Source organism: Modicisalibacter coralii, from assembly GCF_004117855.1.
Classification (GTDB): Bacteria; Pseudomonadota; Gammaproteobacteria; order Pseudomonadales; family Halomonadaceae; genus Modicisalibacter; species Modicisalibacter coralii.
The window spans coordinates 13,002-31,379 of the sequence record NZ_QWBW01000020.1 but is presented as its reverse complement, the minus strand read 5'-3'; the positions used below and the strand labels follow the sequence as shown (position 1 = coordinate 31,379).

Below are 18,378 nucleotides of genomic sequence, written 5' to 3'. Positions count from 1 at the left end.
CTCAGGACTCGCGGGCGATGGCGCGGTAGGCGATGTCGCGCCGGAAGAGGGCATCTTCCCAGTGGATCGCCGCCACCCCGTCGTAGGCGCGATCGCGGGCCCGCGAGACCCGCTCACCGAGCGCGGTCACGCACAGCACGCGCCCGCCGCTGGTGACGATGCGCCCCTTATCGTCCTCCGCGGTACCGGCATGAAAGACCTTGCAGCCGGCCGCCTCGGCGGCCTCCAGCCCCTCGATCGGATCGCCCTTGCGATACCGGTCCGGGTAGCCGCCGGCGGCCATCACCACGCCGACCGCGGCGCGGGTGTCCCAGTCGCAACGCTCACCGTCGAGCCGCCCCTCGGCCCCGGCCAGGCACAGCTCGACCAGATCGCTCTTCAGGCGCAACAGGATCGGCTGGGTCTCGGGATCGCCGAAACGGCAGTTGTACTCGATCACCTTGGGAGCGCCGTCGGCATCGATCATCAGCCCGGCATAGAGGAAGCCGGTATAGGGCGTGCCCTCGGCGGCCATGCCGCGCACCGTGGGCAGGATCACCGCGTCGAGGATGCGCTGGTAGACCGCCTCGGTGACCACCGGTGCCGGGGAGTAGGCGCCCATGCCACCGGTGTTGGGGCCGGTGTCGCCGTCGCCGACGCGCTTGTGGTCCTGGCTGGTGGCCATCGGCAGCACGTGCTCGCCGTCGACCATGACGATGAAGCTCGCTTCCTCGCCGTCGAGATACTCCTCGATCACCACCTGGGCCCCGGCGTCGCCGAAGGCGTTGGCCTCGAGCATGTCGCGTACCGCGGCTTCGGCCTCGGCATCGGTCATGGCGACGATCACCCCCTTGCCCGCCGCCAGGCCGTCGGCCTTGATGACGATCGGCGTGCCCTTCTCGCCGAGATAGGCCAGGGCGGCATCGACCTCGCGGAAGGTGGCGTATTCCGCGGTGGGTATGCGGTGCCGGGCGAGAAAGTCCTTGGTGAAGGACTTCGACCCCTCGAGCTGGGCCGCCGCCCGGGTGGGACCGAAGATCGCCAGCCCCGCGGCCTGGAAGCGGTCGACCACGCCGGCGACCAGCGGCGCTTCGGGGCCGACGATGGTCAGCCCCACGCCCTGCTCGCGGGCGAAGGCTTCCAGGCCGTCCAGGTCGTCGGCGGCGATGTCGACGTTGGTGAGCTTGGATTCGCGGGCGGTGCCGGCATTGCCGGGGGCGACGAAGACGGACTCCACATAGGGCGACTGCGCCGCCTTCCAGGCCAACGCGTGTTCGCGGCCACCGCCGCCGATGATCAGAACCTTCATGGGCAAACCTTGCTCGAAAATGGAGATCGATTGCCCGGCATTATGTCAGAAAGCCGGCCACCTCGCCCCCCGCATGCAACGGGGTACCGGCAGTCACCCGACCAGTCACGCGGCACTCGTGGGCACCGCTCAGGCGTCGTCGTCCTTGTCGCGGGACTGGCGGGTCATCGCCTGCTGCCAGAAGCGCATGTTCTCCTCGGCCATCTCGCGCATCATCTCCATCGGCGAGTTGCGCATCGCCTGCTGCCACTGGTCCTGGAAGCGCTTCTGCTGCTCGAGCATCAGTTGGGTGCCCTGCTCCAGGTAGTGGGCCAGCGGCAGCGGCTGCGACATGGCGTAGACGCGGATCAACTGGGCCAGCAGGTCGTTGGAGAACACCTCGGCGTCGCCGTCGGCCTGCTCCTGCTCGATGATGATCGACAGCAGGATGGTACGGGTGAGATCCTCGCCGCTCTTGGCATCCTCGACCCGGAACGGCTCGTCCTCGAGCACCAGGCGCCGCAGGTCCTCGAGCGTCACGTAACGACTCTGCTGGGTGTCGTAGAGTCGGCGATTGGCATATTTGCGTATCACTCGCACGGCGCGGTTCCTCTCGATGGTCGATATGCCTGCATTGTGCATTGCCCCCGTGAGCTTGCAAACCACTGTCATCGCTGCCCGGCTCGGCTATCATGGCCGCCTGTCGCCAGGAGACCCCATGAACCTGATCCTGCTCGAGCCCGCCGACCTCGGTCCCGCCGGCGATATCCGGGTGACCGACCCCCGCCGCCTGCGCCACCTGCGCGAGGTGCATCGCGCCGAACCCGGCGACTGCCTGAGCGTGGGGCTGCGCGATGGCCTGCGCGGTCGGGCGCGACTCGAGACGCTCGACTCGCGGGCCGCCCATTTCACGCTGCTGGGTCTCGACCAGCCGCCGCCGGCGGCGCTGCCGGTGCACCTGGTACTGGCGCTGCCGCGACCGCGCATGCTCGCCCGTACCCTGGAACATGCCACGGCGCTGGGCGTCAAACGGCTTACCCTGCTGCACACCCGCCGCGTCGAGAAGAGCTACTGGCAGTCCCCCGAGCTGGACCCGGCGAAGATCCACGAGCACCTGGTGCTGGGCCTGGAGCAGGCCGGCGACACCCTGCTGCCGGAAGTCACGCTGGAACGCCGCTTCAAGCCGTTCGTCGAGGATAGCTTGCCGGCGCTGCTCGCCGGACGCCGCGGCCTGCTCGCCCACCCCGGCATGCCGTCGCCCTGCCCGCGCGGCATCGACACCCCCTGCGTCCTGCTGATCGGCCCCGAAGGCGGCTTCATCCCCTACGAGGTGGAGCGCCTGCTCGAGGCCGGCTGCCAGGGCATCCACCTCGGCGAGCGCATCCTGCGCGTCGAGACCGCGGTTACCGCGTTGCTGGCTCGCCTCTTCTAACGCGGCGCCACCAATCCCGGCCAATCTCAGCCATCGCCGAGCCGCTCGAGCAGCTCGAGCGTGGCGAAGCCGTCGGGGGTCTCGCCGAGGCTGCGCTGATAGGCCCGCACGCCCCCCCGGGTGTTGGGACCGATCACCCCGTCCGGCGCGCCGACGTCGAAGCCGGCGGCGTTGAGGCGCCGCTGCAGCAGCTCGACCTGACGGCGCGACAGCGCCGGCTCGTCGCGGGGCCAGTCCGCGACCAGCCCCGGACGCCCGGCCAGGCGGTCGGCGAGCAGCCCCACGGCCAGCGCGTAGCTGGTCGAGGCGTTGTAGCGCATGATCACCCGGAAATTGCCGCCGACCAGGAAGGCCGGCCCCTGGTCGCCGGCGGGGGCGATCACCGAGGCATCCGAGAATGTCGGCAGCGCGTCAGCGTGCCTCGCCGTCACCCCCTGCGCCGCCCAGGCCCGGCTGTCCTGGCGCACGTCGAGCTCGGTCCGGGCATAGTCGAAGTCGTCCGGCAGGCGCACCTCAGTGCCCCAGGGCTCGCCCTGGCGCCAGCCGACCCGGGAGAGATAGTAGGCGGTGGAGGCCATGACGTCGGCGACGCTGCCCCAGATGTCGCGGCGCCCGTCGCCATCGGCGTCCCTGGCGTACTGCTCGAAGCTCGACGGCAGGAACTGGGTGTGGCCCATGGCCCCGGCCCAGGAGCCGCGCATGTGCTCGCGATCGATGTCGCCGCGCTGGAGGATACGCAGGGCGCTGAGCAGTTCGCTGCGCGCGAAGTCGGGGCGCCGACCGTCGTAGCCCAGGGTCGCCAGGGCGTCGATGGTCTCATAGTTGCCGAAATTGCCGCCGTAGTTGCTCTCGATCCCCCAGATGGCCACCAGCACCTCGGGCGGCACGCCGTAGCGCTGACCGGCGGCGGCGATGGCCTGGCGGTGTGCCTCCCAGGCCGAGCGGCCCTGGCGCACGCGCGCCGCCGAAACGGCGGTGTCGAGGTAATCCCAGACCTGGCGGGTGAACTCGGGCTGAGCGCGGTCGTGACGGATGACCGACGGCAGGTATTCGACGTCGTCGAAGGCCGCGTCGAGGGTCGCGGCATCGATGCCCTGCTCCCGCGCCACACCACGGAAGTCGCTCACCCAGTCGCTGAAGGCCGGACGCGTGTCACCCGGCGACGCCTGCCCCTCGCGCGGGGCGGTCGCCGTCTCGCTGGCGGCGCTTGCCACCGTCGAGGCCGGCGACGCGGTGCCCCCATCAGCGGCGGCGGGTTGGGCGGCGACCTGACAACCGGACATCGGCAGCAGGGCAATGAGCGCAAGGGGCACGAAACGGGCACGGCGAGGCATGGAGCGTCCTTGATGCGGTGTGAAAACGCGCCCATCTTGGCGCAAGCGCCTGCCGCCGCCTAGTGATTTTCGGTAACCCGGCCATACCCGCAGCGCCTGTCAGCCGATCAGGCTCAGCCGCGCCACGACCGCCAGGTGACAGGCGACCACCACCGCCGTGAGCAGGCTGCGCAGGCCCTGATACCAGCCGGGGAGTCGCTCGAGACTCTCGGGCTGACGCTCGTAGAGGCGCATCAGCCAGAAACCGATCATCAGTGTCAGCGCACCGAGACGATAGTCGATCATCAGCGCCGCCCAGCCCAGCAGGCCGGGTGCGATGCTGACCGCCAGACGGACGTTGAAGGCCGGACTCGTGTCGCGATCCAGGCTCATTGCCACGCCCCAGTGGATGCCGCCCAGAAAGGAAAGGATGACCGCGCTATAGAAGAGAAAGGCCTTGATCGCCACGGCCTGCCAGAGGACGGGAGCGATGAACACCGCAACGGTGGTGATGACGAAGGGGGTCAGACCCGCAACCCCCAGGCAGACGGGTAACCGCCTCATGGACGAAGACGTCTCGGAAATCATGGCAGCATCCTTGCAGCCGGTGAGCGTTCGAGTGACGCTACAGCCTAGACGTCCTGGCGTTTACTGGCTAGTAACAATGCGGTTCCGTCAGGCGTGGCCCCGAAAACCGGCAGTACGCCGCCTCGCCGCGAGCCGCCGGCGCGTCCGTAACCGATGCGCAACATCCCGGCGAGCGACGAACCGCGCCGCCCGGGGCGAACCGGTTGCCGTCCCGGATGCGACGCCGAACCACCGGGGTCGCTAGATAACCCCCCGGGGGCGTGATAGAGTCGAAGGCCGACTTCGCGTCGGCGCTGTCGCCTTTGACGATTTCCACAACAAAGTCAGTCAATTAGCAGCACCTGACACGCCGGGAAGCCACGATGGGAGGAAGACACCATGACGGGCCATGACCCGCGCGGACCGCACCGCGCGCGCCGCCATTCCGGTGCCGACACTCTGACGACCCAGCGGCCTGTCGACCGCACCCCAGCCTGGATGCTCACGCCCCGCGCCGTGCGGCGCCCCTTCCTGACCGACCCGCCCTGCATTGGCGCTTGATGGTCGTTTCCGTAACGGCTGAACTGTGATCTACGCTACGGCGCTCCCCAGCGCCAGGTCCGCCAGAACGCCAACGACAAGAGCGAGTCGTTCATGTCCCTGCTATTGATCGTGCTGCTGCCCCTGGTCGGCAGTCTGCTGCCTGCCTTCGGCTCGAACGAGCGGCGCAACACCTGCGCCCTCGTCACGGCCCTGCCCACGGTTATCGCCCTGGGCGTGGCGCTCCACCATGCTCGGGAAACCATCGCCGGGTCGGTTCCGCGCGTCGCGCTCGACTGGATTCCCGCGCTGGGACTGGATCTCGCCGTACGCCTCGACGGGCTGTCGCTGCTGTTCGTGCTGCTGATCCTGGGGATCGGTCTGCTGATCATCCTCTACGCCCGCTACTACCTGGCGCCGGGCGACAGCCTGCCGCGTTTCTACGCCTTCCTGATGCTGTTCATGGCGGCGATGCTGGGCATCGTGATGGCCGACAACCTGCTTCTGCTGTGGTTCTTCTGGGAACTGACCAGCCTCTCGTCGTTCCTGCTGATCGGCTACTGGTATCATCAGAGCGACGCCCGCAAGGGCGCGCGCATGGCCCTGACCGTGACCGGCGGCGGCGGCCTGTGCCTACTCGCCGGTTTCCTGCTGCTGGGCCACATCGTCGGCACCTACGACCTGCAGACGGTGCTCGACAGCCGCGACATGATCCAGGCCGACCCGCGCTACCTGGCGGTGCTGGTGCTGGTGCTGCTGGGCGCCTTCACCAAGTCGGCGCAATTCCCCTTCCAATTCTGGCTGCCCCACGCCATGGCCGCGCCCACGCCGGTGTCGGCGTTCCTGCATTCGGCGACCATGGTCAAGGCCGGGGTCTTCCTGCTGGCGCGCCTGCACCCGGCGCTGGCAGGCAGCGAGGCCTGGCTCTACCTGGTCAGCCTGACCGGCCTGATGACGCTGCTCTACGGCGCCTACTTCGCCCTGCTCAAGTACGATCTCAAGGGCATCCTGGCCAACTCCACGATCAGTCACCTGGGGCTGATCACCCTGCTGCTGGGGCTCGACGTCCGCATGGCGGTGGTCGCCGCGCTGTTCCACATCCTCAACCACGCCACCTTCAAGGCGGCGCTGTTCATGACCGCCGGCATCGTCGACCACGAGACCGGCACCCGCGACATCCGCAAGCTGCAGGGGCTGTGGCGGGTCATGCCGTTGACCGCCGGCGTGGCGGTGGTCGCCGGGATGGCGATGGCCGGGGTGCCGCTGTTCAATGGCTTCCTCTCCAAGGAGATGATGCTCACCGAGACGCTCGAGACCTCGCTGCTCGGCGGGCTGGGCTGGCTGATCCCGGCGCTGGCGACGCTGGGCAGCCTGCTTTCGGTGGCCTACTCGGTACGCCTGGTGCACAACGTGTTCTTCAACGGCCCGCTGCCCGAACTGCCCAAGACGCCCCACGAGCCGCCACGGCTGATGATCGCCCCCGGCATCCTGCTGGCGGCGATCTGCATCGTGGTCGGCGTGGTCCCGGCCTTCGCCGCCACCACGCTGCTCGAGACCGCCGCCCGGGCCGTGCTCGTCGGCGAGGCCCCCGAGTTGCACCTGGCCATCTGGCACGGCTTCAACCTGCCGTTGCTGATGAGCGCCGTCGCCCTGGTCGGCGGCGTGATCCTCTACTTTAAGCGCCGCCACGTGTTCGCCTTCCAGCGCCAGTTCCGTTCCCGCAACGCGCGGACGATCTTCGAAGCGTCGGTCCAGACGCTGGTGCGCGCCACCCAGCACCTCGTCGACTCGCTGGAGAACGGCTCGCTGCAGCGCTACATGCTGTGGCTGGTGATCACCATCCTCTGCCTGGTGGGCGGCGCGCTGACCCATGCCGTGCAGTTGCGCGGGCCGCTGCCGCTGCAGCCGCTCGACGGGCTGCTCGTGGCCGGCGCGGGGATAGCGATGTTCGCCGGCCTGGCGACCGCCGTCCTCCACCGCCGGCGGCTGGTGTCGCTGCTGATGCTGTCGATCGTCGGGCTGGTGACCTCGCTGGCCTTCGCCCGCTTCTCGGCCCCCGACCTGGCGCTGACCCAGCTGGCGGTGGAAGTGGTGACCATGATCCTGCTGATGCTGGCGCTGTTCTTCCTGCCGCAGAAGACCCCCAAGGAGTCCGGCGGCCCGCGCATCCTGCGCGACGCCCTGCTGGCCGCGGGCTTCGGCGGCATCGTCGCCAGCCTCAACTTCGCCGTGCTCACCCGCCCGCTGGAATCGATCTCGCAGTTCTTCATCGACAACAGCGTGCCGGGCGGCGGCGGCCACAACGTGGTCAACGTGATCCTGGTCGACTTCCGTGGCTTCGACACCCTGGGCGAGATCACCGTGCTGTGCATCGCCGCCGTGGGTATCTACAAGCTGCTCAACCGCCTGCGTCTGTTCATGCCGTCGAGCGATGCCGACGGCCGCCCGTGGTCGAAGGACCGCCATCCGATGATTCTGGTCAGCGTCACCCAGACCATCCTGCCGCTGGCGCTGCTGGTCTCGGTGTTCATCTTCCTGCGCGGCCACAACGCGCCGGGCGGCGGCTTCATCGCCGGGCTGGTCACCGCCGTCGCCCTGCTGCTGTTCTACATTGCCCGCGGGGTGGACTGGTGCCAGCGGCGGCTGACCTTCCAGTACCAGCCGATCGCCGTGGCCGGGGTCGGGGTCGCCGCGCTCACCGGCCTGGGCAGCTGGCTGTTCGGCTACCCCTTCCTGACCTCCGCCTACGGCCACTTCCATATCCCCTATATCGGTGACGTCGAACTGGCCACGGCACTGCTGTTCGATCTCGGCGTGTATCTGACCGTGGTCGGCGCCACGCTGATGATCCTCGCCAACCTGGGCAAGCTGACCACGCCGCACCGCCCCACCAAGCAGAAGGAGAAAGCCTGATGGAAGCGCTCTTCTCGATAACCACCGGCGTGCTCGCCGCCTGCGGCCTGTTCCTCGCCCTGCGCGGACGGACCTTCCCGGTGGTGGTGGGCCTGACGCTGCTCTCCTACGCCGTCAATCTGTTCCTCTTCTCGATGGGCGGGCTGACCACCGGCGGTGCGGCGGTGATCGGCGACAAGGGCGGTGACTATGCCGATCCGCTGCCCCAGGCTTTGGTGCTCACGGCGATCGTGATCGGCTTCGCCATGACCGCCTTCTCGGTGATTCTCGCCATGCGCGCCCGCGGCGACCTGGGCAGTGACCACGTCAACGGCAACCGCCTCGACGAGCCGCGGGAGGAGCGCACTTGATGAACCACCTGATCGCGCTGCCCATCCTGCTGCCGCTGGTCACCGGGCTCGGGCTGCTGCTCAATCGCGATGGCGCGGCCGTCCCGCGACGGGTCGTGGGCCTGTCCGCCACCGCGGCCTTGCTGGTGGTGTGTGCGCTGCTGATGATCCAGAGCAGCAGCGGCACCATCCAGTACTACGCGCTCGGTGACTGGCAACCCCCGTTCGGCATCATCCTGGTGCTCGATCGCCTGTCGGCGCTGATGGTCACGCTGACCGCCCTGCTCGCACTGGGCAGCCTGTGCTATGCCAGCGCCGGCGTCGACGTCGAGGGCTCGAACTTCCACGGCCTGTTCCAGCTGCAGTTGATGGGCATCAACGGCGCCTTCCTCACCGGCGATCTGTTCAACCTGTTCGTGTTCTTCGAGGTGTTGCTGATCGCCTCCTACTCGCTGCTGATGCACGGCGGGGGCAAGGCGCGCATCCACTCGGGCTTTCACTACGTGGTGCTCAACCTTGCCGGTTCGGCGCTGTTCCTGATCGGCCTGGGGGTGCTCTACGGCACGCTCGGCACCCTCAACATGGCCGACATGGCCGCCAAGGTGCCCGGGCTGGACAGCAGCCGCCTGGTGCTCGCCGAAGCCGGCGCCATGCTGCTGCTGGTGGTGTTCGGTCTCAAGTCGGCGATCCTGCCGCTGTACTTCTGGCTGCCCCGCGCCTATGCCTCGGCGCCGGCGCCGGTGGCGGCGCTGTTCGCGATTCTCACCAAGGTCGGCATCTACGCCATCCTGCGGGTATTCACGCTGATCTTCGGCCCCCAGGCCGGATCGCTGGCCAACATCGCCCAGCCCTGGGTGTGGTGGCTGTCGCTGGCGACCCTGGCGCTGGGCGGTATCGGCGTGCTGGCGGCGCGCGACCTGCGCACCCAGGTCGCCTACCTGATCATCATCTCGGTGGGCACGCTGCTCGCCGGCATCGGCATGAACAGCCTCGGCTCTCACAGTGCACTGCTGTTCTACATGGTCCATACCACCCTGGTCACCGGCGGGCTCTTTCTGCTCGCCGATACCATCGCCCATCAGCGCGGCAAGGCCGGGGCGCGCATCGTGCGCGGCCGGGCCGTGGAACAGGTCGCCCTGCTGGGCACGCTGTTCTTCGTCGGCGCACTGACCGTGGCCGGGGTGCCCCCCTTCTCGGGCGCGGTGGGCAAGGCGTTGATCCTGCAGTCGGCCACGCCGGGACAGCAGGTCTGGCTATGGCCGATACTGTTGCTCAGCAGCCTGGCGGCGATCGTCGCCCTGTCCCGCACCGGCTCGACGCTGTTCTGGCGCGTCTCGGGCGGCGGCAGTCGCGAGCGCAGCGACAAGGACATCCACGAGGCGGGCCCCCTGCGCACCGCGGGCCTGATGCTGCTGCTCGGCGCCTCGCCACTGCTGGTGGCCTTCGCCGGGCCGTTGAGCGAGTACACCGACGCCACGGCCGATCAGCTGGCCGATCACGAGGCCTATATTCAGGCGATCATCGAACGCGACAAGACGGGAGGCGGCTCATGATACCCGTACAACCCTGGCTGCCCATGCCGCTGCTCTCGGTGCTGTTGCTCGCCGTGTGGCTGATGCTCCAGCAGAGCGTGGCCCTGGGGCAGGTCCTGCTCGGCACCTTGCTGGCGATCGTCATCCCCCTGGTCACGCGACACTTCTGGGAACCACAACCGACCATCAAGCGGCCCTGGCTGCTGGTGCGCTACGTCTTGCGCGTGCTCGGTGACATCATCGTCGCCAACCTGGAGGTCTCCAAGCTGATCCTCGACCCGCGCGGGCGCATGAAGCCGGCATTCATCGAGTATCCGCTGGAACTCGAGGAGCTGTTCCCGATCACCATCCTCGCCAGCACCATCACCCTGACGCCGGGCACGGTCTCCGCCAACCTCCGCCAGGACCGGCGCACGCTGTTGATCCACGCCCTGAACACCGACGACATCCCGGCGACCATCGACACCATCCGGGAACGTTACGAGCGGCCGCTCAAGGAGATCTTCGGATGCTAGACATCGCCTTCTGGATCAGCCTGGCGCTGTTCACCGCCGCGATGCTCCTGTGCCTGTATCGCGCGGCGATCGGCCCCGACCTGCCCGATCGCCTGCTGGCGCTGGACACCCTCTACGTCAACTCGATCGCGCTGATCGTGCTGTTCGGGCTGTGGCTCGACGACAAGACCTATTTCGAGGCCGCCCTGCTGATCGCCATGCTCGGCTTCATCAGCACCGTCGCGGTCTGCAAGTACCTGCTGCGCGGGGACATCATCGAATGATCGGCTTCTATACCGTGATGGAGGGCGTGATCGCCTTCTTCCTGATCGCCGGGGGCGCCTTCGCCTTCATCGGCGCGCTGGGCCTGACCCACCTGCGCGATTTCTACATGCGCCTGCACGGCCCCACCAAGACCACCACCCTGGGGGTGGGCTGCGTGCTGATCGCGGCGATGAGCTACTTCTCGCTGCTCCACGGCGGGGTGAGCTTCCAGGAGATGCTGATCACCATCTTCCTGTTCATCACCGCCCCGGTCTCGGCGCACCTGCTGGCCAAGAGCGCCCTGCATCAGAAGCTCCCCCGCGACCCGCGCACCGAGGACGACATCGAGGAGCTGCGCGAGGACGACGACGAGGAAGAGACGAGCGGCGAACGCCGCTCCTGACGACGATCGAAACTCACCAGCCCTGGGTGTGCTGCTCGACGAGCCGTTCGAACAGGGCGATGTGCTCGGGCCGGTCGTTGAGCGCCGCAATGTAGCGATAGGTCTTGCCGCCGGCCTCGAGGAAGTAGCCGCGGTTCTCCACCTCGAGTTCCTCGAGGGTCTCCAGGCAGTCGGCGGCGAAGGCCGGGCTGATCACGTCGACGTGCTCGACGCCCTCGTGCCCCCAGGTCTTCAACGTCTCGTCGGTGTAGGGCTTGAGCCACTCCTCGCGGCCAAAGCGCGACTGATAGCTCATCAGCCAGTCGTCGTCACCCAGTTCCAGGGATGTCGCCAGCGCCCGGCTGGTGGCCGCGCACTGCTCGGGATAGGGGTCGCCCGCCTCGGCGTAGCGCTTGGGGATACCGTGATAGGACATCAGCAGGCGCCCGCGCTCGCCCCCGTGACGCGCCCAGTGTTCCCGCACGCTGGCGGCCAGCGCCTCGATGTATCCCGGGTGATCGTGGTAATCGCGCACGAAGCGCAGTTCGGGCAGGTGCGGGCAGGGCTTGAGCGCCCGCGCCAGACGGTCGAAGACCGCCGCGGTGGTCGAGCGCGAATACTGCGGGTACAGCGGCAGCACCAGGATGCGGGACGCCCCGGCGTCGCGCAGTGCCTTGCCGGCCTCCTCCATGCTCGGATTGCCGTAGGTCATCGCCAGCTCCACCGGGATCGTCTCGCCGAAACGCGCGGCGAGACGCTCGGCCAGCGCCCGCTGCTGGCGGCGACCGATGGCCAGCAGCGGCGAACCTTCATCCTGCCAGACCGCGGCGTAGCCCTTGGCCACCTTGGCCGGACGGAAGCGCAGGATCACCCCGTTGAGGATCAGCCACCACAGCGGCCGCGAGACGTCGATCACCCGCTCGTCCCACAGGAACTCGGCCAGATAGCGGCGCACGGCAGCGGGGGTGGGCGCATCCGGCGTACCGAGGTTGGCGAGCAATACGCCGAAACGGGCCTGGGTCATGCCTTTCTCCTTGAGCGGTTGAACGGGCGAACGCAGTGCGCTGGCCGGGAGTGTAACAAGCCGGCCGTTCGCGACGGCAATCGATAACGCCTATTCTGCTCATTTGTACAACTTCTGGATAGGCCATGTCCAAGACACTAACCCTACTGCTCGGCGACCAGTTGTCCCTCGACAGCGCCGGGCGATGATGCGCGAGCAGGCCGAGACGTTCCTCGCTACCCTGAATGGGAAAAGCCACCGACGCTCGCGGCGAACCGCTCACCGGCTATCGCCCCACGACGGAGACCTCATGACGTCACCGGCCAATGCCCAAACGCCGCTCGAGATGCTCTACGACGGCGACTGCCCGATCTGCCAACGCCAGGTCGCCTGGATCCAGCGACGCCGTCATCGCGCGCGTATCCGCTGCGTGGATATCCGCGCGGCGGATTTCTCGTCGGCGGCCTGGGGGCGCGACTGGGAGGAGCTGCTGGGACGCATGTTCGCCCGGGATGGTCGGGGCGAGTGGTTCGCGGGGATGGATGCGGTGCGGGCGATGCTCGCCCTGCTGGGTTATCGCCGGCTGGTATGGCTGTCACACCGGCCGGGGCTGAAGGGGATTCTCGATCGGGGATATCTGTGGGTGGCGCGGCACCGTTTCACGCTGGGCCGCCTGTTGCCGGATCGGCGCTGAGGTTCGGTCCTATTGCTTACTACCGACTAGAAGACCAGCGGCATGCGCGAGGCCAGCGGCTCGTGATAATGCGCCTCGTGGCCGACCATCTCGTCGTGGGCGACGAACTGGACCAGATAGGCGCGGTGGATACCGGCACGCTTGAGCTCCAGATAGACATCGTCGAGCGCCCGGAAGAGCATCGGCTTGCCACGCTGGGTCAGCAGGTGCCGCTCGCCCTCGATGTCCTCGAGTTCGACCTGATAGAAGCGACTGCCGGCGTGACTGATGACGCGGACTTCGAAATTGTCGTGCTCTTGCACGTAATGCTTGAAGGCATGAAGTTCCATGGCTCCCTCCTGTTTTCGACCCCGGTGGGCGGATAAGGCGTCCTGCCAGGCTATCCGTGACACATGACAGCGACGTTGCGCGGGTCGATCATCGATCAGACAGGCTCCCGATCGCGAAGTTCAGCGTCGTCCCCGGTCTCGTCCGACTGCACGGGGTAGCGCACCACGACGCGCCCCAAGGGTTCGCGCTTGGCGATCGGCTTGAGTCGACTCCAGCAGTCGCCGAAGCTCTTCGGCACGCGCCCCGCGGGCAGCACCAGCGCGGCGATCGACACCCGCGGCAGGGGGAAGAAGCGCGGCTGCCCGAAACGGTCCTGCCCTTCGAAGCCGGCGCTGGCAACGACCTCGTCCGGCAGCAGGTCACAGCAGGCCTCATGAAAGCGACGCTGCAGTCCGGCCAGGCGGGCATGCAGGTTCTCGGCGTCGGCGAGCAGCAACACGAAGTCATCGCCGCCGAGGTGGCCGAGAAAGTCGCGGGGCTGCTGGGTTTCACCGAGCAGTTGCGCCAGGGCCAGCAGCAGCCGGTCGCCCAGCGCGTAGCCGAAGCGATCGTTGAACGGCTTGAAGTGATCGAGATCCAGGTAGCAGGCGACGAAGCCCTGCCCGACGCGACTGAAGCGATCCAGGGCGGCCCGGATCGGCGCATTGCCGGGCAGTTGGGTCAGCGGGTTGGCCTGACGGGCGATCTCGATGCGCTGCTCGGTGATCAACTGGAGCAGATTGACCACCTGCCCCATGCCCCGATAGCGGCCGCCCTCGGTGACCACGAAATCCTCGTCGCGCAGCTCGCGCTCGCGGCTGGTGACCTTGCGCGAGACCCGCTCCAGCGGCGTGCTCGCCTCCACGCACAAGGGCGAGGGATGCATCACCTTGGCCACCGGCTCGCGCCCGTAGAGGTCGAAACCGAAGCGCTTGCCGACCAGCGCGAGAATCCGCTGGCGACTCAGCACGCCGACCGGCATGCCACGCCCGTCGACCACCGCCAGCGAGTTGGCGTGGGGCTCGGCGCCGAAACGCTCGCTGGCCTCGGCCACGCTGAGGCTCATCGGCAACGGCGCCAGTGGCGTACACAACCGCTCGACGGCCACCGTTTCCAGCGAGCGTCGATGACGGGCGGCGACGTCGCGCAGCGTGGCGTCGAGCGTCGGCCGACAACTGGCGGGATGCGGCTCGGGATGGGCGAACAGCCAGCCCTGGTAGTAGTCGGCACCCAGCTCCAGCAGGCACTCGAGCTCTGCCTCACGCTCGACGCCTTCGGCGATCACCTGCGAGCCCATGCCATGGGCGATGTCGATGATCGCGCGCACGAAGCGACGCTTGATGCGGTCCGCATCGAGGCCGCTGACGAAGTGCCGGTCCAGCTTGACGTAATCCGGGGCAATCTGCGACCACAACCGCAACCCGGCATAGCCCTCGCCGAGATCATCGAGGGCGATCGAGAAGCCCATCGCCTGGTAATGGCGCACCGCCTCGGCCATCAGCGTGGGATCGATCCCCGGCGACTGCTCGGTGAGTTCGATCACCAGCCGGTGCGGCGCCATCCCCAGAGCGTCCAGCAGGCGGCGCGTGTCGCCGCTGCGGTGCTGCGGGTCGAGAAGCACTTCCGGCGAGACGTTGACGAACAACCGCTCGCCCAGTCCTTCGGCCACGAAATCGCGCACCGCCCGCTCGCGGCACACCGACTCCAGCGACGCCAGCAGCCCCGCCTCGCGGGCCGCCTGAAAAAGCGGCACCGGTCTGGCGAAGGGCGTTCCCGACGGGCCGCGGGAAAGCGCCTCGTAGGCGAAGACGCGCCCGGCGTGCACCGCCACGATGGGCTGATAGTGCACATCGATGCGGGCGTCGTCGATGATCGAGGACAGCGTCGGGGCAGATGCGGAAGTCAGAGTGTCGTGGCTCATGCCGCCATTGAGCGACACCGGAATGACAGGAAGATGACAATGGCGCCCGCGGGCGCCATCGATCAGGCGTCGGGCCGATAGGTCGAGGGGTCGATGGCGGTACCCAGCGAATTGCGATCCACCCAGTTGCCGGCCTTGGTCTCCTTGTAGCGGAACACCACGTAGTCGCCCTCGCCGACCGGCAGTTCGGCGTCCTCGGTCTGGTAGCTGTAGGTCACGCCGTCGACCACCAGCGTGTAGCGATACAGGTCCGGCATCCCCAGCCACTCCTTGAAGGGGCCCTCGCGCTCGACGCTCTCGAGGGTGCCTCGCATTTCCAGCTTGGGAGCGCGCTTGCGATAACCGCGTCGGAATCCGCCCGCCATGGGTCTCTCCTTTCAATTCACTGCGTGATCGCCGCCGACCGATCGAGCTGACCGGGACGCCCGGCGCGTCGATGGAGGGGCGGCATTATACGACCCCCCACCACAGGCTCAACCCCGAGCGTCGTGCGACGCCGCTACTCGCCGAAATGCTGCCCGTAGCTATCCGGGGCGAGATCCTCGAAACGCGTGTACTTGCCGATGAACGCCAGGTGCACGGTGCCGATGGGGCCGTTACGCTGCTTGCCGATGATCAGCTCGGCCAGCCCCTTGTTGTCGGGGTTGTCCGGATTGTAGACCTCATCACGATAGACGAAGGCGATCAGGTCGGCATCCTGCTCGATGGCACCCGACTCGCGCAGGTCCGACATCACCGGGCGCTTGTTGGGCCGCTGCTCGAGCGAGCGGTTGAGCTGCGACAGGGCGATCACCGGGCAGCCGAACTCCTTGGCCAGCCCCTTGAGCGAGCGCGAGATCTCCGAGATCTCGCCGGTGCGGTTCTCGGCGAAGCCAGGGATCTGCATCAACTGCAGGTAGTCGATCATGATCAGGCCGAGGTTGCCGTGCTCGCGCACGATCCGCCGGATCCGCGAGCGCATCTCGTTGGGCGACAGCGCCGCGGTATCGTCGATGAACAGCTGCTTGTCCTTGAGCAGATTGACCGCCGAGGTGAGCCGCGGCCAGTCCTCGTCCTCGAGCTGACCGGTCCGCACCCGGGTCTGGTCGATGCGCCCCAGCGAGGAGAGCATGCGCAGCATCAGCGACTCGGCGGGCATCTCCATCGAGAACACCATCACCGGCTTGTCGCTGGAGATCACCGCGTGCTCGACCAGGTTCATGGCGAAGGTGGTCTTGCCCATCGACGGGCGCCCGGCAATGATCACCAGATCCGAGGGCTGCAGCCCCGAGGTCATGTCGTCGAGATCGCGAAAGCCCGACGACAGCCCGGTCATCTGCCCCTGCATGTTGAACAGCTCGTCGATGCGGTCCACCGCCTTGGCGAGCAGATCGCTCATGCCGATCGGCCCGCCCATCTTGGGGCGCGACTCGCTGATCTGGAAGACCAGTCGCTCGGCCTCGTTGACCAGTTCGTCGGAGGGGCGGCCCTGCGGGGCGAAGGCCCCTTCGGCGATCTGGTTGGCGGCCTGGATCAGCTTGCGCAGGGTGGCGCGCTCGCGAACGATGTCGGCGTAGGCGCGGATGTTGCTCGCCGAGGGCGTGTTGCGCGCCAGCTCGGCGAGATACGCCAGCCCGCCCACGGTCTCGAGTTGATCGCGCGATTCCAGCGCCTCGGAGAGCGTCACCACGTCGAGCGGATGGGCGCCCTCGGCGAGCTGGATCATCACGTTGAACACCAGACGGTGCTCGTAGCGGTAGAAGTCGTCCGCCACCAGACGCTCGGAAACGGTATCCCAGGCGGTGTTGTCGAGCATCAGCCCGCCGAGCACCGACTGCTCGGCCTCGAGCGAATGGGGCGGCACCTTGAGGGCGGCCGTTTCCTGATCCAGTTCCAGGGAGTCAGTCATGGGAGGTTCATCCGAGATTGCAGGCTCGCACCGGTGCGGGCCGCGCGAGCCGGGACTCACGGCGCCCCGTCGAGGCGGCCGCGCCCATTCTACCCCAGCTGCCGCGACGACCCCATGGTCGTCACGGCCTCAAAAAGAAAGCGCGACGCCCGAAGGCGGTCGCGCTTTGTCGTCTGCCGGCTCGGCCGGCCACGCGGCGTGGCTTACTCGGCCACCACCACGATGCGCACGGTGGCGTCGACTTCCGCGTGCAGGTGCAGCTGGATGTCGTATTCGCCGGTGGCGCGGATCGGGCCTTCGGGCATGCGCACTTCGCTCTTGGCGACGTCGATGCCGGCCTGGCTCAGGGCGTCGGCCAGGTCACGCGGACCGATGGAACCGAACAGCTTGCCTTCGTCGCCGGCCTTGGCGACCAGCGACAGCTCGATGTCGTTGAGCTGTTCGGCACGCGCTTCGGCTTCGCGCTGGCGATCGGCGGCCTGAGCTTCCAGTTCCGCACGCTGCGCCTCGAAGGCAGAGACGTTTTCCTTGGTTGCCGGTACGGCCAGGCCGTAGGGCACCAGATAGTTACGGCCGTAACCGGGCTTGACGGTGACCTTGTCACCCAGGGCACCCAGCTTGCCGATCTTGTCGAGCAGAATGACTTCCATCTCGTTAACCTCTTGTCATTGGCTGCGGGCCAGCCGGCCGCGGAAGTCCGCGAAGGTGTCGATGAGACCCAGCAGCAGCACAATCAGAATCATGGGCCAGGTGGTCAGCAGCAATGCATAGAATGCCACCAGCCAGAGCCCGTTCATCCCCTTGAGACCAATCAGTCCGTGTATCAGCGCAACGCCGCTCACCAGCAGCGGTACCCAGCTCATGATCGCCAGGGCCGGCCAGGTCAGCAGACCGCCGACCACGGCGATGGCGAGCAGCATCAGCAGCTCGCGGCTGCCCAGACGCAGGGTGTGGAACTCGCTGCGAAACCCGCCCGGGTTATAGAGCCCCGCCTGCCAGCTGCGCGCCAGCGCCAGACAGGCCACGCTGGCCAGCGTGACGATCAGCCCGGTGACGCCGCCGATCAGCAGCGCGGCCATCCGCTGGGTATCCACCCCCCGAGCGGCCAGATCGTCGAGCATGCGCCCGACCTCCGGCGAACTCTGACGCAGGGTGTCGAGCAGCGGCCCGGCGCCCCCCGGCGGCAGGAACACGCCGATCTGGATCATCACCGCCGCGACCAGCGTGGCGACGATCAGCGTCTCGCTCCAGCGCATCCGCGCGCGCAGCACCACCGCCATCAGCGTCACCAGCAGCAGGCTGGCCAGCGGGATGGCGTCGCCGCGCATCCACCACCAGCCGGTGGGCAGTGCCGCGGCGATGATCACCGGCAGGGCCGGCGCCAGGCCGCGCCGCAACGTCACCAGGGCGGCGATCGCGGCACTCAGCCAGAACAGCCAGGGAACCAGGGCGGCAGCGGCAGCGGCCCCCGTGGCGTGCGGGGTGCCGCGCATGACCCAGCGAGCCAGGGGCAACATTGCGCGATATCGG

The 18,378-nt window shown here is 67.9% G+C and carries 19 protein-coding genes; 8 read left to right on the top strand and 11 right to left on the bottom strand.

The features are described from left to right. Position 1 precedes the first annotated feature (1 nt). Both purD and phaR read right to left on the bottom strand, forming a co-directional pair. A complete protein-coding gene (purD, locus tag D0901_RS12240) occupies positions 2 to 1,288 on the bottom strand; it encodes a phosphoribosylamine--glycine ligase (protein ID WP_129140583.1) in 1,287 nt (428 codons plus the stop codon). 129 nt (positions 1,289 to 1,417) lie between these two features. Beyond that, positions 1,418 to 1,867 carry a polyhydroxyalkanoate synthesis repressor PhaR gene (gene phaR / locus D0901_RS12235; protein WP_129140582.1) on the bottom strand — a complete coding sequence of 150 codons (450 nt, stop codon included), beginning with the start codon at positions 1,865 to 1,867 and terminating at the stop codon, positions 1,418 to 1,420. A 118-nt stretch (positions 1,868 to 1,985) separates the two neighbouring features. Here phaR and D0901_RS12230 point away from each other — a divergent pair, with 118 nt between their 5' ends. Beyond that, entirely contained in the window at positions 1,986 to 2,699 is a 714-nt protein-coding gene (locus D0901_RS12230) for a 16S rRNA (uracil(1498)-N(3))-methyltransferase (protein ID WP_129140581.1), read from the top strand. A gap of 26 nt (positions 2,700 to 2,725) precedes the next feature. Here D0901_RS12230 and D0901_RS12225 read toward each other — a convergent pair whose 3' ends face one another. Both D0901_RS12225 and D0901_RS12220 read right to left on the bottom strand, forming a co-directional pair. Next, positions 2,726 to 4,033: a lytic murein transglycosylase gene (locus tag D0901_RS12225; RefSeq protein ID WP_129140580.1), complete on the bottom strand. Its 1,308-nt coding sequence runs from the start codon at positions 4,031 to 4,033 to the stop codon at positions 2,726 to 2,728. Positions 4,034 to 4,132: 99 nt separating this feature from the next. Further along, a complete protein-coding gene (locus tag D0901_RS12220; protein WP_129140579.1) occupies positions 4,133 to 4,576 on the bottom strand; it encodes a DUF3429 domain-containing protein in 444 nt (147 codons plus the stop codon). 657 nt (positions 4,577 to 5,233) lie between these two features. On the opposite strand from D0901_RS12220, the gene D0901_RS12215 reads away from it, so the two are divergent. From D0901_RS12215 to D0901_RS12190, 6 genes are read left to right on the top strand one after another with little or no spacing between them, the layout of a single operon-like run. Beyond that, positions 5,234 to 8,032, top strand: a complete 2,799-nt coding sequence (locus D0901_RS12215; protein ID WP_129140578.1) for a monovalent cation/H+ antiporter subunit A — start codon at positions 5,234 to 5,236, stop codon at positions 8,030 to 8,032. Continuing rightward, positions 8,032 to 8,382, top strand: a complete 351-nt coding sequence (locus D0901_RS12210) for a Na+/H+ antiporter subunit C (RefSeq protein ID WP_129140577.1) — start codon at positions 8,032 to 8,034, stop codon at positions 8,380 to 8,382. The genes D0901_RS12215 and D0901_RS12210 overlap by 1 nt, the downstream gene beginning before the upstream one ends. Beyond that, positions 8,379 to 9,914: a monovalent cation/H+ antiporter subunit D gene (locus D0901_RS12205; protein ID WP_129140576.1), complete on the top strand. Its 1,536-nt coding sequence runs from the start codon at positions 8,379 to 8,381 to the stop codon at positions 9,912 to 9,914. The genes D0901_RS12210 and D0901_RS12205 overlap by 4 nt, the downstream gene beginning before the upstream one ends. Next, positions 9,911 to 10,408 (top strand): Na+/H+ antiporter subunit E, encoded by a 498-nt coding sequence (locus D0901_RS12200; protein WP_129140575.1) that lies wholly within the window; start codon positions 9,911 to 9,913, stop codon positions 10,406 to 10,408. The genes D0901_RS12205 and D0901_RS12200 overlap by 4 nt, the downstream gene beginning before the upstream one ends. Beyond that, the gene (locus D0901_RS12195; protein ID WP_129140574.1) at positions 10,402 to 10,671 is read left to right on the top strand and encodes a K+/H+ antiporter subunit F; all 270 of its coding nucleotides are present in this window, start codon (positions 10,402 to 10,404) and stop codon (positions 10,669 to 10,671) included. Before D0901_RS12200 ends, D0901_RS12195 begins: the two co-directional genes overlap by 7 nt. Next, entirely contained in the window at positions 10,668 to 11,054 is a 387-nt protein-coding gene (locus D0901_RS12190; RefSeq protein WP_129140573.1) for a Na+/H+ antiporter subunit G, read from the top strand. Before D0901_RS12195 ends, D0901_RS12190 begins: the two co-directional genes overlap by 4 nt. A gap of 13 nt (positions 11,055 to 11,067) precedes the next feature. Here the strand turns inward: D0901_RS12190 and hemH are convergent, their stop codons facing one another. Next, positions 11,068 to 12,057: a ferrochelatase gene (hemH, locus tag D0901_RS12185; protein WP_129140572.1), complete on the bottom strand. Its 990-nt coding sequence runs from the start codon at positions 12,055 to 12,057 to the stop codon at positions 11,068 to 11,070. Between the two features lie 289 nt (positions 12,058 to 12,346). On the opposite strand from hemH, the gene D0901_RS12180 reads away from it, so the two are divergent. Continuing rightward, a complete protein-coding gene (locus D0901_RS12180) occupies positions 12,347 to 12,730 on the top strand; it encodes a thiol-disulfide oxidoreductase DCC family protein (RefSeq protein ID WP_129140571.1) in 384 nt (127 codons plus the stop codon). Positions 12,731 to 12,756: 26 nt separating this feature from the next. On the opposite strand, the gene D0901_RS12175 is transcribed toward D0901_RS12180, so the two are convergent. The 6 genes from D0901_RS12175 to D0901_RS12150 form a co-directional block, all read right to left on the bottom strand. After that, the gene (locus D0901_RS12175; RefSeq protein ID WP_129140570.1) at positions 12,757 to 13,059 is read right to left on the bottom strand and encodes a DUF6482 family protein; all 303 of its coding nucleotides are present in this window, start codon (positions 13,057 to 13,059) and stop codon (positions 12,757 to 12,759) included. Positions 13,060 to 13,154: 95 nt separating this feature from the next. Beyond that, complete coding sequence (locus D0901_RS12170) at positions 13,155 to 14,960, bottom strand: EAL domain-containing protein (protein WP_129140569.1); 1,806 nt, start codon at positions 14,958 to 14,960, stop codon at positions 13,155 to 13,157. A 62-nt stretch (positions 14,961 to 15,022) separates the two neighbouring features. Continuing rightward, complete coding sequence (locus tag D0901_RS12165; protein ID WP_129140568.1) at positions 15,023 to 15,325, bottom strand: hypothetical protein; 303 nt, start codon at positions 15,323 to 15,325, stop codon at positions 15,023 to 15,025. A gap of 134 nt (positions 15,326 to 15,459) precedes the next feature. After that, positions 15,460 to 16,848, bottom strand: coding sequence for a replicative DNA helicase (dnaB, locus tag D0901_RS12160; RefSeq protein ID WP_129140567.1), 1,389 nt, complete (start codon positions 16,846 to 16,848; stop codon positions 15,460 to 15,462). Positions 16,849 to 17,051: 203 nt separating this feature from the next. After that, on the bottom strand, positions 17,052 to 17,498 hold the full coding sequence (gene rplI, locus D0901_RS12155; protein WP_129140566.1) for a 50S ribosomal protein L9: 447 nt from the start codon (positions 17,496 to 17,498) through the stop codon (positions 17,052 to 17,054). A gap of 15 nt (positions 17,499 to 17,513) precedes the next feature. After that, on the bottom strand, positions 17,514 to 18,365 hold the full coding sequence (locus D0901_RS12150; protein WP_129140565.1) for a hypothetical protein: 852 nt from the start codon (positions 18,363 to 18,365) through the stop codon (positions 17,514 to 17,516). Positions 18,366 to 18,378 lie beyond the last annotated feature (13 nt).

Bases quoted from the DNA above. Each gene is read 5' to 3' on its own strand.
- purD (WP_129140583.1), bottom strand. From the start codon at position 1,288: ATGAAGGTTCTGATCATCGGCGGCGGTGGCCGCGAACACGCGTTGGCC.
- D0901_RS12230 (WP_129140581.1), top strand. From the start codon at position 1,986: ATGAACCTGATCCTGCTCGAGCCCGCCGACCTCGGTCCCGCCGGCGAT.
- D0901_RS12225 (WP_129140580.1), bottom strand. From the start codon at position 4,033: ATGCCTCGCCGTGCCCGTTTCGTGCCCCTTGCGCTCATTGCCCTGCTG.
- D0901_RS12220 (WP_129140579.1), bottom strand. From the start codon at position 4,576: ATGAGGCGGTTACCCGTCTGCCTGGGGGTTGCGGGTCTGACCCCCTTC.
- D0901_RS12215 (WP_129140578.1), top strand. From the start codon at position 5,234: ATGTCCCTGCTATTGATCGTGCTGCTGCCCCTGGTCGGCAGTCTGCTG.
- D0901_RS12210 (WP_129140577.1), top strand. From the start codon at position 8,032: ATGGAAGCGCTCTTCTCGATAACCACCGGCGTGCTCGCCGCCTGCGGC.
- D0901_RS12200 (WP_129140575.1), top strand. From the start codon at position 9,911: ATGATACCCGTACAACCCTGGCTGCCCATGCCGCTGCTCTCGGTGCTG.
- D0901_RS12195 (WP_129140574.1), top strand. From the start codon at position 10,402: ATGCTAGACATCGCCTTCTGGATCAGCCTGGCGCTGTTCACCGCCGCG.
- D0901_RS12190 (WP_129140573.1), top strand. From the start codon at position 10,668: ATGATCGGCTTCTATACCGTGATGGAGGGCGTGATCGCCTTCTTCCTG.
- hemH (WP_129140572.1), bottom strand. From the start codon at position 12,057: ATGACCCAGGCCCGTTTCGGCGTATTGCTCGCCAACCTCGGTACGCCG.
- D0901_RS12180 (WP_129140571.1), top strand. From the start codon at position 12,347: ATGACGTCACCGGCCAATGCCCAAACGCCGCTCGAGATGCTCTACGAC.
- D0901_RS12175 (WP_129140570.1), bottom strand. From the start codon at position 13,059: ATGGAACTTCATGCCTTCAAGCATTACGTGCAAGAGCACGACAATTTC.
- D0901_RS12170 (WP_129140569.1), bottom strand. From the start codon at position 14,960: ATGAGCCACGACACTCTGACTTCCGCATCTGCCCCGACGCTGTCCTCG.
- D0901_RS12165 (WP_129140568.1), bottom strand. From the start codon at position 15,325: ATGGCGGGCGGATTCCGACGCGGTTATCGCAAGCGCGCTCCCAAGCTG.
- dnaB (WP_129140567.1), bottom strand. From the start codon at position 16,848: ATGACTGACTCCCTGGAACTGGATCAGGAAACGGCCGCCCTCAAGGTG.
- rplI (WP_129140566.1), bottom strand. From the start codon at position 17,498: ATGGAAGTCATTCTGCTCGACAAGATCGGCAAGCTGGGTGCCCTGGGT.
- D0901_RS12150 (WP_129140565.1), bottom strand. From the start codon at position 18,365: ATGTTGCCCCTGGCTCGCTGGGTCATGCGCGGCACCCCGCACGCCACG.